The 17,651-nt window shown below is 59.1% G+C and carries 12 protein-coding genes; 8 read left to right on the top strand and 4 right to left on the bottom strand.

Annotated elements, in window-relative coordinates:
• The first annotated feature begins 17 nt into the window (after nt 1-17).
• Both AC05K6_RS10055 and AC05K6_RS10050 read left to right on the top strand, forming a co-directional pair.
• Nucleotides 18-398, top strand: a complete 381-nt coding sequence (locus tag AC05K6_RS10055; RefSeq protein WP_293791678.1) for an RNA-binding S4 domain-containing protein — start codon at nt 18-20, stop codon at nt 396-398.
• A gap of 78 nt (nt 399-476) precedes the next feature.
• The gene (locus AC05K6_RS10050) at nt 477-1,289 is read left to right on the top strand and encodes a VOC family protein (RefSeq protein ID WP_448307960.1); all 813 of its coding nucleotides are present in this window, start codon (nt 477-479) and stop codon (nt 1,287-1,289) included.
• Between the two features lie 4 nt (nt 1,290-1,293).
• On the opposite strand, the gene AC05K6_RS10045 is transcribed toward AC05K6_RS10050, so the two are convergent.
• Nucleotides 1,294-3,414 (bottom strand): M13 family metallopeptidase, encoded by a 2,121-nt coding sequence (locus tag AC05K6_RS10045; protein ID WP_476728460.1) that lies wholly within the window; start codon nt 3,412-3,414, stop codon nt 1,294-1,296.
• A 219-nt stretch (nt 3,415-3,633) separates the two neighbouring features.
• Here AC05K6_RS10045 and AC05K6_RS10040 point away from each other — a divergent pair, with 219 nt between their 5' ends.
• The 3 genes from AC05K6_RS10040 to AC05K6_RS10030 all read left to right on the top strand — a co-directional run bounded on the left by AC05K6_RS10040 (nt 3,634) and on the right by AC05K6_RS10030 (nt 6,958).
• Complete coding sequence (locus tag AC05K6_RS10040; protein ID WP_293791675.1) at nt 3,634-4,446, top strand: hypothetical protein; 813 nt, start codon at nt 3,634-3,636, stop codon at nt 4,444-4,446.
• A 175-nt stretch (nt 4,447-4,621) separates the two neighbouring features.
• On the top strand, nt 4,622-5,407 hold the full coding sequence (locus AC05K6_RS10035; protein ID WP_293791674.1) for a PrsW family intramembrane metalloprotease: 786 nt from the start codon (nt 4,622-4,624) through the stop codon (nt 5,405-5,407).
• 123 nt (nt 5,408-5,530) lie between these two features.
• A complete protein-coding gene (locus AC05K6_RS10030) occupies nt 5,531-6,958 on the top strand; it encodes a glycoside hydrolase family 25 protein (protein WP_293791672.1) in 1,428 nt (475 codons plus the stop codon).
• Between the two features lie 280 nt (nt 6,959-7,238).
• Here AC05K6_RS10030 and AC05K6_RS10025 read toward each other — a convergent pair whose 3' ends face one another.
• The 3 genes from AC05K6_RS10025 to AC05K6_RS10015 all read right to left on the bottom strand — a co-directional run bounded on the left by AC05K6_RS10025 (nt 7,239) and on the right by AC05K6_RS10015 (nt 14,365).
• The gene (locus AC05K6_RS10025; protein ID WP_476728459.1) at nt 7,239-10,706 is read right to left on the bottom strand and encodes an arabinosyltransferase domain-containing protein; all 3,468 of its coding nucleotides are present in this window, start codon (nt 10,704-10,706) and stop codon (nt 7,239-7,241) included.
• 158 nt (nt 10,707-10,864) lie between these two features.
• Nucleotides 10,865-12,964: a galactan 5-O-arabinofuranosyltransferase gene (locus AC05K6_RS10020; RefSeq protein WP_476728458.1), complete on the bottom strand. Its 2,100-nt coding sequence runs from the start codon at nt 12,962-12,964 to the stop codon at nt 10,865-10,867.
• 48 nt (nt 12,965-13,012) lie between these two features.
• Complete coding sequence (locus AC05K6_RS10015; RefSeq protein WP_476728457.1) at nt 13,013-14,365, bottom strand: NYN domain-containing protein; 1,353 nt, start codon at nt 14,363-14,365, stop codon at nt 13,013-13,015.
• A gap of 166 nt (nt 14,366-14,531) precedes the next feature.
• Here AC05K6_RS10015 and AC05K6_RS10010 point away from each other — a divergent pair, with 166 nt between their 5' ends.
• Genes AC05K6_RS10010 through AC05K6_RS10000 form a run of 3 tightly spaced genes read left to right on the top strand, consistent with a single transcriptional unit; the run spans nt 14,532 to nt 17,229 of the window.
• Complete coding sequence (locus AC05K6_RS10010; RefSeq protein ID WP_476728456.1) at nt 14,532-14,906, top strand: GntR family transcriptional regulator; 375 nt, start codon at nt 14,532-14,534, stop codon at nt 14,904-14,906.
• Nucleotides 14,903-15,835 (top strand): ATP-binding cassette domain-containing protein, encoded by a 933-nt coding sequence (locus AC05K6_RS10005; protein WP_476728455.1) that lies wholly within the window; start codon nt 14,903-14,905, stop codon nt 15,833-15,835. Before AC05K6_RS10010 ends, AC05K6_RS10005 begins: the two co-directional genes overlap by 4 nt.
• A 53-nt stretch (nt 15,836-15,888) precedes the next feature.
• Entirely contained in the window at nt 15,889-17,229 is a 1,341-nt protein-coding gene (locus tag AC05K6_RS10000) for an ABC transporter permease (RefSeq protein ID WP_476728454.1), read from the top strand.
• The last annotated feature ends 422 nt before the right edge of the window (nt 17,230-17,651 follow it).

Genomic DNA, 17,651 nt, shown 5'->3' with positions numbered 1-17,651 from the left:
TCGCTAGACTAAAGCGCATGGAGTTTCCTTTGGTCAGCATTCGTGATTCCGAGATCAAGTTGGGGCAGTTCATCAAGCTAGCCAACCTGGTGGAGACCGGCGGGGAGGCCAAGGAGGCCATCGCCGCAGGCGCTGTACAGGTTAATGGCGAGGTCGACACTCGCCGAGGCAAGGCGCTGCATCCGGGCGACGAGGTGACCCTGGTCGACGGAGAAACCGGAGAAGTGCTGGCAGGGGCGGTCGTTGCCAGTGCAGCCAGCGCTGATTCACCTTTGAGCGGCGAGAATGACGATGATCTCGGCGAGTTCTTCGACGAAGACACCGCGGACGATGACTTCGACCCGGAGAAGTGGCGCAATGTCCGCCTGGAGGATGTCCGGGAGGACAACGCGATCTAGGGCTTAAGAGCCTGAGGCGCCGGAGGACGAATCGGCGTCAATAAAGAGACACCAGAAGAAGAAAGCAGTGGAGGAACAATGCCTGCGATGATTGCCCAGCCCGGAATGCCCCTGTGGCTGGATTTGGCCAGCACCGACGCAGCTGCGGCGCGGAAATTTTATGGCGAGCTGCTGGGGTGGGAGTTCGAGCACCCGACCGAGGGCTACTCCGTGGCAAAGAAGCAGGGCATGCCGGTGGCTGGCATCGCGCAGATCCCGGAGGGCAATCAGTCTCTATGGGGGATGTTGCTGTACACCCCGGACGTCCAGCAGGCTCATGACAAGGCTGTAGAGGCCGGCGCCAAATCCGTGCTGGAGCCAAAAGATCTGGGCGAGCGCGGAGAGATGGCCATTCTGATTGACCCGTCGGGGGCGACCGTGGGGCTGCGTAATCCCGCCGACGAACATGCGCTGATCGCTGCCGGCGAGCCCGGAACCCCGGTATGGTTTGAGCTGATGGTGGCGCAGAACTGGGATCCGACGTTGGAGTTCTATCACGAACTCGCGGGGTGGGATGTGAAGGTTACTGGTTCCGACGCCGACTTCCGCTACGCCACCGGTGAATTCGATGGCGCCGCCGTAGCCGGTTTGTGGGATACCTCCGCGCTGGACGTGCCCGGCATGTGGACCGTGTATCTGGGTGTGGCCGAGGTGGACGAGGCGGTCGCTCGCACGCCCGAGTTGGGTGGAAAGGTGATCCGCGAACCCTGGGAGTCCGAGTTTGGCCGCATGGCCACCATCGAGGACGCGACCGGTGCGCTGGTGAACCTCTGCGAGATCGAGGAGTTCGTCCCGGACGAGGACGCGCACGAGCCGGATCTGCTGGCCCCGGAGAACTTCCAGGCGTTCTAGCGCGCTACCAGATGCAGACGCGCTCGTCCTCGGCGAGCCACATGCTATCGCCTTCGCGCACATCGAAGGCTTCGTAGAACTCCGCAATATTGCTGGAGACCACGTTGCAGCGGAACTCCGCGGGGGAATGCGGATCAATGGAGGCGTACTGCGCCGCCATCTGCGGGCGGATAGCGGTCTGCCAGATCCGGGCCCAGCGCAGGAACACTCGCTGCAGAGCAGAGTATTCGGTGGTATCCGGGTTGCCTTCAGCATCTAACAGTCCGTCCACCGGCAGCTTTTCTGCAGTCTCAAACGTCTGGCCTTGGTCGGCGAGATAGCGCCGCAGGGCAACGATGGCGATGCCCAGTCCGCCCAGGTCGCCAATGTTTTCGCCGAGGGTAAAGCTGCCGTTGACCTTGTGCTCGGTAATGCCGCGCTGGCGCAGACCAGTCGGAACCAGGCCGTCGTACTGCGCGACCAGCTTGTCGGTCAGAGCGGTGAAGGCCTCCCGATCCTCCTCGGTCCACCAGGAGTTTAGATTGCCGTCGCCGTCGTACTTGGAACCCTGGTCGTCGAAACCGTGTCCGATCTCATGGCCGATCACCGCACCGATGGCGCCGAAGTTACCGGCCATATCCGCCGCCGGGTCGAAGAATGGCGGGCGCAGGATCGCTGCGGGAAAGGTGATGTCGTTTTTCACCGGGTTGTAGAAGGCGTTAACCGTCTGTGGGGTGGCGAACCAGGTTTCGTTATCACTGGGCTTGCCCAGCTTCTCTACCTCGTAGTTGTGGTTAAAGCGGCTGGCCGCCCAAACATTTGCCAACAGGTCCGCACCGGTCGAGCCGAACTCCAGGCCACTGAAGTCTCGCCATTTGTCTGGGTAGCCGATCTTCGCCTGGAACTTGTCCAGCTTGGCCAAAGCCTTCTCGCGGGTGGCGGGGGTCATCCACGCCAGTTCGCTAATGCGCTCGCGGTAGGCGGCGATCAGGTAGTCCACCAGCTCTAGCATCTTCTGCTTGTGCTCAGGTGGGAAGTGCTGGGCGACGAACTTCTTGCCGACCTCTTCGCCCACGGCGCCTTCGACCAGTCCGACGCCACGCTTCCACCGCGCCCGCTGCTCCGTAGCCCCGGAGAGCGTGCGACCGTAAAACTCCCAGTTCCGCAGGTTCACTTCCGTCGGCAGGTAGGCCGCGTTGCTGAGGATGACTCGCCAATATGCCCAGAGCTTCCACTCGTCGAGACCACTGACCTCTGGTTTATCGCCCTCGCCGGTGGCCATCGCAGCCACGTGCTCCAGGTAGCTGGGCTGGCACACGACGATGGTGGAGCCGCCCGGGCTCTGCGGATCCACGCCCGTGGCCGCAAGCCACTCGCGGAAGGGGAATCCCGTCGGCAGGTCGTCCACCTTGGTCGGGTTGTAGGTTTTCTCGGCATCGCGGCTGGTCACGTTATCCCAGTGTCCGCGTGCGAGCTCGGTTTCGAAGGCACAGATGGCATCGGCTGCTGCGGTAACACCGGCGTCGGCGTATCTGCCCGGCAGTTCTAGTTCGCTGACCAGCTGCAACATGTCTTCGACGAACTCCCGGTACGCCTCGCGGGTAGCTGCGTGCTGCTCTTCGCGGTAGTAGGCCTCGTCCGGTAGACCCAAGCCCGTTTGCACCAGGTAGGCACGCTCAATGTCCTGGCTGGAATCCTTTTCGATCCAATATCCGACAACACCTCCGGTGCCTTCCACGTCAAGCCTGCCGAGTACCTCGGCGAGGTCGCGCACTGAGGTGGCGTCACTAATTAGACCCAAAGGCTTGCGCAGGCCATTAAGTCCGGCGGCGGCGATGCCTTGAACGTCCATAAAAGAGGAATACAGTGCGCCTACCCGACCGTTCGGCTCATTGCTAGCTGCGGTCTCGACGATCTGGCGAACCTCTTGCTCAGCGCGGTCTCGCAGTTGGTGGAAGGTGCCATCCACGGGACGATCGCTGGGGATCTTGTGAGTACTGAGCCATGCGCCGTTGACATGGCGGTACAGATCCTGAGCAGGGGAAGGCTGGGTGGCTGTACCCGCTTGGCCTTGCTCCGGCGCCTCGGAGATATCGTCCGGAATCGCTGCGGACGGGGTGTTTTCTTGCGCGTTGTTTTCTGTCATGCCCACCACCTTAGACATCGCCAGGCACCGCTGTGGACGCCGGTACGGACGGCGGTGTCGTGCGTAGTAGTTAGGCTATTGCGTATGTTCCATCATTCAGCACCCCAGGGGCGGCCACCTGGTCCACCGCCCGGACCTCCACTAGGCCCGCCGCATCGTCCAATGCCACAGCCAATGCCGGCGGTGCCGGCGATGCAGCCGATACCAACCAGACAGCCTGTGCAACCCCCACCCACGGTGTACCGTCCTGCGCCGACTAATCCGAAACGTCGCGGAGCCTATTCCGCGTACCTTTTGGCGGCGCTGTTTTTGCTGGTCGGTAGCGCTTTTATTGCCGACGCCACCCTGGAAGATGAGCCGCAGGGTCTAACAGTCGCGGACGGGATGTCGGACTCGGTGCTTACTTATTCAGAGTGGCCGCTGCGGTTTTCGACGCTCGAAGAGTGCCATGATTCCGCTGGCCTGGGGCGCCCTGGAGTAATGGAGTTGGATTGCGATGGGGAAGACTATGGCGTGACTGGGTTTTCGGGAGTGGACGTGAAGGGGGACGCCGAGAACGTTGAGCACGCGATCAACCGTGCTGTTCGCGCCATTATTTTCCAGGACGGCGTGGAATTGAAGTCGACTGATGTGATGAACAAGCTTTCCGCGGAGGATCGAGCCACATTAGAAAAGGCGGAGGTCAAGCAGCTGCGCGTGACTCAGAGCTATTCGCGGGGAGACCAGAAATACGTGGGAGTTGCGTTTGTGCGCGATCCCGACGCAGCCAAGAAGACAAAAGACGGAGAAGGAAAAGAGGACAGAGAAGGGGCAGCTGACACGGAGCCTGGAAACGAGCTGGAGCATAGCCTGCAGCCCGATGGCAAGGTGCCGATGGTGGTGGTGCAGGTGCCGGTGAAGTCGGCGTCACTACAAGAACAGATGGAAGAAATCGGCGAGCTTGTGCGTGGTGTGCGCCTTGGCGGGGAAAAGGATAGCGACAGTGCAAAGAGCAACCATGGGGAAGAAAGCACGGGTGAAATAGATGTTTAAGGCGCGAAATTACCGTGTGTTCGAGGTGCCGCTGGAGTTTCACCTCAAACATGCGCCACATCAACGTCCAAAGCTGGGATTGTTTCGCGACGCCTGGATGGTCTTGTATTGGCTGATTCTGATTCCATGCTTGGGGATCTCACTGTTCCTGCTGATTGGAAATAATCCTTCTAGGGTGAGCCCCACGCTGGGTGTGGTGTTTGTGATGGGCATGGTGCATCTGGCGTTGGCGCTGTTGTGTGTTTGGGCGCTGCCTATATTTAAAGGCACGCCGAAGCGATTAACGGTACTGGCGCTGCTGTGGGGCGGAGCGGCTTCGGTTGTGCTGGCGGCAGCGGTGATTCAGCCGCCCGTGGTTAATACCGTGGACAAGCTGGGGTGGCATTCCGTGACCGCTAGCTTCGCAGGTGCCTATCCGGAGGAGATTGCGAAGGGGCTGGGCATTTGGCTGTTGCTGTGGATGGGGCGCACCTGGTGGAACCGGCCATGGCATGGCATTGTCGCTGGGCTGCTGGTCGGTTTGGGCTTTGAAGTGTTTGAGAACATGATGTACGCCATGATGTTGGCCGTGATGAATCCTGTCTCTGACCAGCAGGGTGCGATATCAATGTATTTACTGCGGCTGGTAGCGGGTCCTGCAAAGCACATGATGTTCAGCGCGTTGGTCGGATACGGGATTGGCCTGGCAATGTACGTCGGCGCAAAGGCGGGAAAGCAGCGTTCCGCATTGTGGCGGCTGGGGGCGATTGTGCTGTGGGGTGGCCTAGGGTTCTTGACGCACTTCGCGTGGAATGTTCGCTGGATGGATGAATCCGCGGGGTTCCAGTTGGTGTGGATGGCGCTGGTGTGGGTGCTTCTCGCTGCGTTGGTGGCATGGCTCATCGTGTGGACCAGCAGGGAGTATAACCAGTGGAAGAAGCGGGGTGTTTGCCCAGCTGTGACGATATACCAGCGAGTGTGATTAAAATCACATATGAGTTTGAGCAGGGGTTTTGTAGCTAGAGCTTCCGTGCGGTGAAGAGTGTTCTCCATGTTACCCGTGGGGACGGTGTGAAAGTTGTGGCTTTTGGGTATGGTGTGATTCATGATTTCACTGCCTTGGCGCCGCTCCACGCGCACGTCCGTACCTCAACGCCTCACCGCAACGGCACTCGCTGGCTCCGCTTTGACGGTGGCAGCACTCGTCGCCACCGATGTCGTTCCCGTCCCGTCATGGGCTCTGAACGGCATTGATGTCGCCTCTCACCAGCACCCCGGTGGCGCAGCTATCGACTGGACCGCTGTGAAGCAGTCCGGCCAGTCCTTCGTCTTCGTTAAGGCCACCGAGGGCACGGGATACACTAACCCGGCCTTCACTACCGACTCCGCAAAGGCGCAGCAGGCCGGCCTCGTGCCGGGAAGCTACCACTACGCTCGTCCGGGTAACCGTGACCCGCGTGGTGAGGCCCGCCACTACGCTGCCGTGCTGGCAACTGGTGTGCAGCCTTCCCTGCCGCCAGTATTGGACCTGGAAGAAAATGGTGGTTTGAACCCAACTGAGCTGCAGAACTGGGTTCGTGAATGGATCGACGAGATCAAGACCCTGACCGGCCGCGATCCGATCATCTACACCTACTACAGCTTCTGGATCCAGCGGATGGCGAACACCACTGAGTTCTCCGAGTACCCGCTGTGGCTGGCTTACTACCGTGATTCCCTGCCCGAAAACATCCCAGGCGGTTGGGATCACGTGACCTTCTGGCAGTACTCCGGCTCCGGCAACGTTAACGGTGTACAGACCCAGGTGGATCTAAATAAGTACTACGGCGATGACGCCGCCTTGAATGCTTTGGCCTCTGGTATGCCCGCAGATTCCGCTGCAGGCCAGGCCTCCCAGGCTATGGATGCTCTGCGCCCTGCCGTGGATGGCGAGGCAGCAGTTGCTAACCAGATTGAGCACGCAACTGGTGTGAACGTCCCGCTGGCCTCGGACTTTATGATGCAGCTGCTGGGCGTTATCGGCGGTCGTGTACCGGCGGAGACGCTGCTGACCCAGGGTGCAGCACAGATCCAAGGCATGGATCCCGCGCAGGTAGCCGGTTCCGCCGGTGGCCAGGGCCAGGGCGCACAAGTATCCGGTTCTATGAAGACTGCTCAGGAAGTACTGACTGCCTACACCGCACTGTCCGGTGCTCTGAAGGAGTTCAATACCGGTGGCAAGAAGCTGCCTGTTGACGCAATCCTGAAGCTGGTTCAGGGCGTAGCGCCGGGCGCGGGCGCCCAGGGTGGCACCGTGAATATCGGTCAGGTTCTGGATCTGCTGCAGAAGTTCGGTGGCATTTCTGACTGGAGCGCCAAGCTGGAGAACGGCGAGGTTGCTCCTGATGCAAACGCCTTTGCCGATCTTGCTGACGCCGCTAAGTCCGCCCAGCTCGACGGACCCGCTCCGGCTGAGGCAGCTGCAGCTCCGGCTGCACCTGCAGCAGCGGTTCCGCCCGCTGCGCCAGCCCCGGCTGCACCTGCAGCCAACTAGGGGAGTAGCAGAGCTCCCACGCTGTTAGCATCGAAAAGCGCCGCCCTCGCTCAGGGCGGCGCTTTTCTTATGCGCACTTCCTTGTGTCTGCGTGCGTTCGGTGCCAGGTGCGTGGCTGTGCGCGTAAGTGCTGGGTGGCGGTGCTGTCTGCGCCCAGTACTGCGCTCAGCCCGCTCGGGGTTCTTGGCTACCTCAGTACTGCGCTCAGCCCGCTCGGAGTTCTTGGCTACTTCAGTACTGCAAACCCCCCGGGCTCGGGAGCCCGTCCCCCCACGGGACTCTAGTCCGAGAACTTCATCGGGCCGTTGTACCAGAGCCCGGAGCGCTTTTCCGTCTGGGTATCGAGCTTTACGGGCTTCGGTGCGTCACCGTTCGCGTTCGGGAACGCCGTCAGCTTATCCAGCACGCCCCAGTCGCGCTGCCAATCGTCCTGCAAGTAGGTCGGCACTTCCTCGGCCTGCGAGGTCATCTGCACCAGACCGTAGGATCCACCACCGGCGTAGTCCATCACTGGCGTGTGATTGCTGCGCACGTCGTGGTCAGGGGAAATACGGAACTTGGCTGGCTCTGCCACGCCCGCCCAGTGATCGTATGGCTTCTGGCAGGGGAATTGGAACGCAATGGTCCAGTCCAGCAGTGTCGGCGCCTCCGATCCGACATAGTCGTTCAGAGACTCCATCTCCGGCACTCGTGGCGGCGTGATGGCGATCCACTGTGCGGGCGTCAAGTTCGGATCATTGGCGACGATCCGCACAGAATCCGCATCCTGCGGCACCTGATCCATCGGGATGCGCAGGTTGCGCCACTCCGGTGCGTAGCCGGGATCCAGCGGAATGTACTCGCCGACCTTCTCGAAGTCATCGGCATTCTTGGATCCGCCGGACTTACCAAACTCGACCTTGATCTCCTGGCCGTACTTATAGATGCCATCCATGTCGAAGTGTCCGACCTGACCGGCCACGCTGAACACCAGCAGAGGCTTGCCATCGCGATCCTTCGGCAGGCTGTACCAGCTGGTTGTGGTGTTCGCTGGGACCTGCAGACCCTCGGTGTACGAGCCCACAACCGGCACCTTGTTCGGGTCGATTCCGAACGGCAGTACAGCATACGAGCCGTTCACGCCCTTGTCGGCGTGCAGGCCACCGGTGGTGCCGGAGGCATCGTTGCCGTTGTTGCTGCTGCTCTCTTCGTCCTTGGACTTCTTAGTTGCCTTATCTTGGGACGCCGAAGCCTGCGAGTCGTCGCTATCAGAGGACGTGTTGGAATCCGCAGAGTCCGAGCTCTCCTTCTTGAACTGGTCGGCCGAACCAACGGTCGACTGGGAGTCCCCGCTGGACTTGGAGTCAATCTTCGCGGGGATGTTGTTCGGCTTGAAACCGTGCCCACCACCGCTGGATAGGGAGTCCTTCAGCGACGTGCCGTCGGCGGGTTCCAGGAAAGACTCATTGGTGTTGGTCTCCACCAGAACATCGGCGGCCTGATTACAGCTCTTGCCTGCGAGGGCCATCACGTTGCCCTTGCCAACGGAATAGGCGGGCCATTGGCTGACCATTCCCTTTGCCAAGGAGGCCAGAGTAAACAACACAGTGATGGTCGTTAGAACGGCGATCGGAGCGGCCGTGAGGCCGCGGAAGCGGTTGACCTTTTTAATCTCAGCTCGTTCGATGTTCGCGACTTCGGATGCATTGGTAGCGCGCGCCTGCTTGGCGTCGACAAGAAAGCCAACGACGGCACCCCAGATGAGGACGACCACGGAAATAGCGAGCACCATGCTGCTGATGGTGATTCCGGCGATCTGTACGGGCTTGTCCCACCACGGTACGCCGTACGAGGAGAGGTACCACCAGCCGTTGGGGCCGGCGAGCGTGAAGGCGAACAGCATCAGGGTAGAACCCAAGAACAGGATCTGGTTGCGCCTCGTTTCTAGGGCGAAGCGCGATGCGGCCACCGCGGCCAATGCGGTAAGCGCTGCGCCGATACCGGCGAACACGCCGAAGTGGTGGGTCCACTTGGTAGGCGTGAACGTCATAAAGAACAGGGTGCCCAGGGTGACCAGCAGTAGGCGAGTGGACGGGCTTTTCGCCGCGCCGGCGATGCGTCCGTTGCGCAGCATGGCAGCCACGACAATGCCGATGCAGAAGAACAGCATGACCATGGTGAAGCGACGCGGGAAGCTGCCGTCGACGGTCTGTTCCATGAGCGCCTCGTAGCGACGGAACTCGTCGTACCAGTGCATAGATGGACCGATTTCGCCGCGAAGCTTGATGGCTTCGGCGACGGTGCGAAGAGTCTGGTCAGCGAAAACGGCTGTGAGGATGGCAGTGCCCGCGGCCAAGAAAGGTGCGACCTGCGCCAGAATGGCCACGAAAACCGTCTTCTTGGGGGCGCCCTTTTCAGCGCCCAGCAGCGGAAGGCGGCGAGTGAGGATGCGGATCAAGGCACCCAGGGAAGCCAGCAGCGCCGATACAGCCATAAGGCCTGTCGGGCCGGCGCCCAGAGCCAGAGTGGCGATGATCGTGCCGACTGCGGCGGGCAGCAGGCGGTGTGTGGCAATGGCGCGCTCAAAGGAGACCCAGGCTAGCAAGGACAGTACGGCGATGATTGGCTCGGGTCGCGTGCCGTTGTTGAATGTCATCCAGAACAGCAGGAAAGTGGCGGCCATGGTCCAATGGGCGACCTTGCGCTGGTTGATTTTGGTGCCAAGGCGCGGCATGACCTCGCGGGAAAGTATGAGCCACGTGACGATTCCTGCGATAAGCGAAGGCAGGCGCATCCAAATGGAGGCGCTGCTGACGTGCGTCATCAGTGCAAGTAGGTCATAGAACGGGGAGCCGAAAGGAGACTCCGGCACGCCGAACCAGCGGTAGTAGTTGGCCATGTAGCCGGATTCGCCGGATACCTTGGCCATAGTCAGCAGGTAGCCGTCGTCCGAGGTATTGGCGCCAACAAAGTACCAGGCCAGCAGGATGAACCCCACTACGCCGTCCAGCGGGCGAGGCTTCCACCAGTTGCGGTGGAACAAGCGGCGGGAGGTAGTGCGCTTATCTAGGATGTCGATGCGGTATAGGCAGTACAGCGAAATCGCGGTGGCGACGATGCCTACGAAGATGGCCAGATATTTGATGACCGAGGGGGAGGACGTAAAGCGCGAATCGACGGTGACGCGTGCCTGGAAATCAGCGCCGATTGTGTCCTGCGAGTTCTTCTCGGTGTTCTTGATGTCCGTGTAGATACCAGTCAAAGCCGGGCGGACATCGTCATTGATGGTGGAATCGAGCGGGTAGTCCAGGGTTTTTTCCGCGTCCGGAACCCAGGCGTGGGTGGTCTCGTAGTCCGAGGTGATGTGCAGCTTGGCGTCATCCGGCAGCTGCTTCAGGGCATCCTTATTGATGGTTAGTGGCACGATGTTTCGCACGACGACGTCAAGGCTGTCGTCTGTGGAGCGAACGAAAAGGCCACGCAGTGTAGCTTCCGTGGACTCTGGTGGCAGGGTCGACAGGATGTTTGTCGCTCCATTGTCCAGATCTCGGATCTGCTTGATGGGCACCGTGATGTCTACGTCTTGGGGGACATAGGAGATCAGTGGCGCCTGGACAGATGTGAGTTCTTCGTCCTGAGGCCAGTTAAAAGAGGACTGCACCTGGTTTACAGGCAGGAAAGGCAAAGAAAGGAACATCAATAAGCCGATGAGGCCCGAGACGATGGACGCTAACTTTAGTTTCCCTGTTGGCTGCTGAACTTTAGACACAACAGGTAATTGTAGGACACAAAGGAGCGAACGTAGAACTCAAACGGCCTGATTTCTGGGACTTCAGTCAATTAATGTTACGAAAATGATGTTCTGTGGCGCCCCTCAGGAAGTGGTCTGCGGTTCGACGCCCACATCTCAGTGTCTGAGCGAGGCGTTTAACGCTGGCGTACGGCGATGACGAACGGCCCCACCTGGTGCAGATTCCAGCCCCGAGCAAACGCACTTGCTTCGAATTCGATGGGGCGGAAACGTACATTCGGCTGGTTGGGATAAAGGTCATCCGCTACCAAATAGGTGAATGTGCCATTTCCGGCCCCCTTCACCTTTGGAAGCGGACGGTTGACCCGATCGGCATCAATTGCCTCGTTCTTAGCCTCCGCCTTGTTAGTCTCCTTTTCCTTGTTGTCAGCAAGGTCCAGCTGTCCCCGTACCAATAGTGCATCTGGCGCCTTCCAGCCATGAGCCTTTTCTGCCTCGTCCATAGCTGCCAGCAAGTCCTTGGGTTTGGTGATTTTCGCCCAGCGTTCGATCTCCTCGTTACGGCGGGCGAATTCTCCCATTGGGTTGGCGTAGTGCGCGGTAAAGGCCTGGTAACCGTGGTAGGGGTAGTAGGCCATGAAGCTCTTCTCGTCTGTGAGTAGCACCTTATCCGCCCGGCCACCGAGCTCTTCGGAAAGAACTTGATCCACCTTTTGGTAGTACACGGCGGAGTCGCCTGGGAGCTTGTCGCCGCGCTTTCCGTCCCCGTCGGTATCTGTATAGGCCGTGTCGATATAGCTTTCGTGGGCGGTAGGAATCTGCGTGGCGTAGTGAATGCCACAGATGGCCATCACGATGACCAACACGCGGCTTATCGAAACTGTGCCCCCGGCCTTCCGGAACTCTGGTGACAGCATCTGCGGCATGTACACCAGTCGCATATCCGCGATGGCAAGCACGCCGGCCACAGCAAGGATGATGCTGATGGGGACTGCCACGCGGAATCCCAGAAGCGTGGTGCCGAATACCGTCACAAGCAGTGACAACACAACCCATGCGTAGCACACGATGAGCCCGTAAGTCAGGGCGCGAACATCACCGTCTTTACGGCGGAGTACGAACCACATCAGCGCGATAAGCGAAAGAATGCCGATGACGGCGGATTCGAAGAAGGGAGTCGGCACCTGTGTAGCAACTTCCGGCAGGTAGTGCTGTGCGGTGCCCGTAGGCCCATGGGGTTGGGTAAGAAGTGCCCAAAGGTATGGCGCCCATCCCAATAGCGCAATAGCCATGGAACCCATACCGATCATCACCAGTCTGATAAGTGGCTTTAGTGCGCGAGCGGTGACGGCACCGGCCACGGCCACCACTATTACCGTCAACGCGGAAATGGCGGTGTACAGCGTGTAGAGGTTGGCCGATAGCCCGAGGTACAGGATGGATCCAACCAATGCGAAGCGACCGCCGTGTAGTGCGCGCCGGGCGATAATAAACGCCGGTGCCATGCCCATTGCCACGATCGCGGCGTAGGGTTCATCGCCACCCACGGTTAGCGTCACCGTGACAGTGACCAGTGCCAATGCGGCAGCGATCGGCAAGGATCCACAGATGCGCTGCCACACTGGCACCAACATACTGGCCGACATGGCCATAGTGATCAGTGCCCAGGGTTGCATCGCGACCCAGCCGGCGAGGCCGAACGTGCGGGCGAAAAGTCCGCCGCTAAAGAACCACAGTCCCGGATAGAACGAGGGCTGATCCAGGTATGCCATGTCCTCCCAGCCCAGGTGGTCCGTCATGCGTGTAAGGAACTGCGTACGAAACGCTTGGTCCACGCTGATGCCACCGAGGTAAAGCTGCGTTGCTGCTAGCGGGATTCCCAAAGCTGCCAGTACAAGAACAGCAGGGGCGAGGTACATCACCAGCTGCAACACTATAGAGGCCCAGGGGCGTAGCTCAGGACGATCCGTGCCGCGAGATGCCTCCTTATTGGCGCGCTTGCCGACCATCCACTTTGTTGGATAAGTCCACCAATAGCAGGCCAGGCCGGTTAGTACGACCACGATGACAATTGCGGCCGTCGTAAGGCCCCGCAGTACAAAACTGCTTGTAAACGCAGGGAAGTTCGTCTTCGCCATGATGAACCACCCCACGGTGGCTCCAGCGAAAGCAAGCATGCCGGTGATGGCCAAGCGTAAGAGAGTTTGGCGCGCCGACAGTGCGTCCTTGGTAAACGGTACTGTCCGGTCGGCCCGCGGAACAGAACTTGAGCTCATTGTTTCATTTTTACACACACCCCGGACAATCCCTGTTGCCCCACCGTTTTAGCGCAGCATGATTGCCCTAATGCCGGAGTGGAATCCGTCGCGCAGGCCTACGCGCTGAGCTTCGGAAAGCGTGTATTCGTGGAGCGTCTCGCAGGCGAATTGCAATAGCGGCCGATCGATTTCCGGGGGCAAGCCACCGCCAGAAAGCAGGTGGGCATTGTCGCGCTGCTCCTCGTTGGCCACGTTGTCAAACCACCACACGGCGTACTGCTGGCCGATATCCGAGGGACTTTGTTCGCCCGCCGTTGCCCACACCTCATTCGGTAGGGGAACGTAGCGGCTACGCAGTTTGCGGTGTCGCGCCATCATGCCGGGGTTCGGGCGCGGCTTTGGCTTCGGTGCTTCGTCCGCTGTCTTTTCTGGTGACGCCACCGCCTCCGGCTTCTCCGCCTTATCAGTTGAACTGTCCCGCTCTGGTTCTGGGGTTCGCTCCGGCATGGAGTTCGGAGTAGGAGTCGGCGAAGGAGCAGACGTTGAGTGGGTGGTGGCGCCACGCGAAGTGGCGGCGGGGCCACTGCGCACGGGCGCCGGAATCTGTTGTGCGGGAGGTTGGTCTGTGCCTTCCTCTCCAGGTTTGTTCCCGGTCTCCTCAGTGGGGTTTTCCGCGCTGGGGGTGTCGCTGGCACCTTCCTCTTCGTTATCGCGCGTGTCGTCCTTTGCGTTAGTACCGTCGCCTGCGCTGGCGCTGTTGCCGGGAACGTCTGCGGAGGTAAGCACGCAGGGGCTGGAGTCCGCTGGTGCTTCTGCATCGCCCAATGGTTTTTCTTCGGGCTGCTCTGGTTGCTCGCCGGCGGGCAGTGGGCCTTCCAAGATTTGCAGGCGCATCGTGTCCCGGAAGTCCTCGCGGGGATCCAAGATCGTCGTTGTATCGCAGGCGAATCGCAGTGCGGAGGACATGGAATCCCAACCGAAGCCATAGAGGTGCACACGGATGCCTGCGGCGACTGCCTCTTCGACGCCGGGCAACATGTCGGCGTCGCCAGAAACAAGCACGATATCCGATACCTGACGCTTCATCGCAGCGATAACGAGATCCGCCACAAGCCGCGTGTCGACTGCTTTTTGTGTGCGACGGTCGCCCCATTCAATGAGCTGGCCAGCGCGCAGTTGCACGCCCGGTTCGCTGCGGAGGGAACGTTGGTAGCGGTGTGGTCCGGAGTCGGGGATGCCGTCGTACCAAAACTGCCGGTGAATGGGCTGTTTCAGTTGGTCTTGGATCATCTGTCCAAGTACGGAGACGACCTCCGGAAGGTCGATTTCTAACTGCGCGCGAGCGCCTGTATCCCAGGAGTTATAAAAGCTTGCAAGCAGGTAAGACGTGTCGACATAGACCTGTGTTCTTTCCAACATTGTTCATTGCTCTTTTCGTTTCGTTAGTAGTTTGTTCTTTCTCTCCAGCATGCCTGAAAACTCTGTGGTATGGTTAGTTACACAAGTAACCAACCAGCTAACCAAAGGTGTTTTCTCTCAGTGAAAGCTGGGGACTTGTTTAGACGCTCATTGAAGAAGGTGCCCCGTGGACGAATCATCAACACCGCTTTTCCAGCAGGTCGCAGACCTCATTGCGGATGCGATTGTGGATGGGTCACTTCCTGAAGGTGAACGCGCCCCCTCGACAAACGAACTCGCAGAGTTTCACAGCATCAACCCCGCCACCGCCAGAAAAGGGTTGTCACTGCTCGTCGATCAGGGCGTTTTATCTAAGCGTCGCGGTGTCGGCATGTTCGTGGAACACGGCGCTCGCGAGACAATTCTGGCTTTGCGCAAGGAGGCTTTCGCAGCCAGCTATCTGGTTCCCCTCGTGGATGAAGCCGCCAAATTGGGCATGAATCGCACGCAACTCAAAACCCTCATGGACAAAGTCGCAGAAAGTAGAGGACTGTACGAATGAACGGCTCTCAATCCATCGGCAGAACCCCTGCCTCCGCTCTCGATATCGAGCTGCGGGACGTCCGTCGCAAGCTCGGAACCACCCGCGCTCTCGATGGCGCAACCTCTCACCTCGCAGGAGGCCGCGTCTATGGCTTGATCGGACGGAACGGCGCGGGCAAGACCACCCTATTGCGTGCCATCGCCGGTCAGCTAAGAGTAGAAGGAGAGATCCTCATCGGCGGCCAGCCGGTCTACGACAATAGTTCGGTACTGAATCGCCTGATCCTCGCCGGCCCCGATGTGCCGTGGCCAGCGGACATCAAGGTCAAGCAACTGCTTAAAGTCGTCGCCACACGTTGGGAAACCTGGGACACGCACTTTGCCAGCCAGCTCTGCGAAGACTTCGACATTGATACTCGCAAGCCTCTAGCCCAGATGTCGCGCGGCCAAAAATCCTTGGTTTCGATCGTCATTGGCCTGGCGGCACAGTGTCCCATCACCCTCCTCGACGAGCCTTACCTGGGCCTTGATGTGCAGAATCGCGAGCTGTTCTACAAGCACCTTCTGCAAGACGTTGAACGGAACCCGCGAACTTTCATCCTCTCTACCCACCACGTAGACGACGCAGCCCGCATCCTTGATTCCGTCGTCCTTCTCGACAAGGGACGTATCACCGGCGTCGGCACCCTCGAATCCATCACCGAGCGCATCGCGATTCTCTCTGGTTCCGCCACGGCCGTCGAGGCCACGCTCGGGGAGCTTGAGGCTGCTGGTTCCGTGCTTAGTGACGCCACATCCTCCGGGCTGCGACGCGTGGTGCTCGACACTCACGGACTGGAAAGTGACAATGTCCAAGCCCTCGCTGCCCGCATCGAGGGCAGTGGTGTGCGCGTAGCTAGCGCGGATCTAGAACAGGCTGTGTTGGCGCTCACCGGAAGGGAGTTCTAATGCCAATGTCTTCCCCGACATCGACAGTCGGATCCTCAAAGATAGCCTCAGCGATGCAGAATGCCCATCCACCTCTTCCGTGGGGGACTCATTGGAAGCTTGCTATGCGGCAGCTGCGTGCTGGCGCCGGGAGCTTAGTTCTTGGCTTCGGTTTCCTTATGCCGTTGCTCTACTTGACGTTAATTAGACAAGACATCGACTGGCTCTCGATCGGTTTGGCTGTGCTGTGTGGGCTTTGTATGGGAATTCAGCCGCTTAAAGTGGTCTGGAACAAAGCTCAACTTCGAGCTCTGGGATTCGGCACGTCAGATATTCGCCGTAACTTTAGTATTCTCATGCCCATCACTGCATTGGTAGGCGGCGGGACTCTCGCGCTGGGCTGCTTACTTTTGGCTCTGGCTGCTCAACCCGGCCCCATCTTTGCCTACTTTTTGGCGACGTACGTGGCAGTGAATCTCGCCTGCATTATCGGAGGTATAGCACGTGCAGGGGAAAACAGTGACGTCATCAACGACAAAGAAAAGGCTCAAGCTAGCCCAGATTCAAGCGTCAATGAAGGTGCAGATCGTGACACGACTAAGCGTGCCGGTGGTGGGGCATTAGGCTTTGTGGCTGGAGTGTTCAGCGCGGATTCGAGGTGGCGTCGACAAGAAAAGGCCGGAAACGCTCCTTCGGCGCTGGCTTACCTTGTCACCTGGCGTATCGAGCGCACTATGGCATGGTCGGCGCTCGCCGTTTTCGTAACCACAACCAGCGGAGTAGTCGGCTGGTTCGCTAGCGGCCTCACGACAGGCGGAGCAATGTGGATGTATCCGGCGTTCTTGATGGTTCTAATTTTCGCTTGCTTGATGGGTGAAACGATGGGCTTAAGCCTTAACAACTGGTTGGTGCTCTCGGGGGAGCGGCGAGATTGGTATGCACAGGCAATAGGCGCGATGATAAAGGGGCTTTCGGCGATTGCACTAGCGCTACTTCTAGGCGTCGCGGAGTTCTTCTTACTTGACGCACTATTTCCTGATGTGGCGGATTTCGACCCACAGTTATCAGGGCAGCTCATTGTGTTGGCGGTCTTGGCAACTGGAGGAATAGTCGCATTCTTCCCTGTGATCGCGATAATCAGCTTCTGGATAAACAATCGCCTTAACGGCTGGAAAAAGTGGATCGCAGTCATTCTGGCGTGGTTGATGATTTCCGGTGCGCTGGGCGGGATCTTGGCAGGCGCATCGAACAACGTTAGGACGGTGCAAGGTCTAATCGGATACGCAGGAATCTTCCTAACTGCAGCGGTCATTTTGCTGGGAATCGTACTGGTGGGATTGCGCGCTAAACTCGCACGCTTCGATACTGCGAACGAGACCATGAGGGACAATCTGGGGATCCGTGCAGAAGCCTGAAGTTAGCCCTTAAAGTTCGGGGCAGAAACTCCTAATTTTCACCTCTGACCTTTGTGTTTGTGTTTGTGTTGGGGTGTGTGTACATTTATTCGAGTCAGCGCGACACGGCGCTGTGAGTGAGTAGCTTGCAGCAAGCCTTTGATGAGCGTGTCTGGCTAATCACTTTAGCTGTAAAAACAGTCTTTTGTTGTGTGCGAGTGCAACGGGTTGTTTACCGGGAATTTGCTTTTGATTCACGGTTGCTTTACACTCGTAATCCGTCGCAATGTGGCTGCCACTGTTGATGTGGTGTTGCTTGTTGTGTGCGTAGGTTGTTTGAGAACTCAATAGCGTGATGAACCAAGTTTAGATACTTTGTTGACCAACCTTTGTGTTGATTCTGATGCATTGTATGTCTTTTGCTTTGTGACTTGTTTCAGCTT

This window comes from Corynebacterium sp. TUM25020, assembly GCF_056388495.1.
This window is presented reverse-complemented; position numbering and strand designations above follow the sequence as displayed.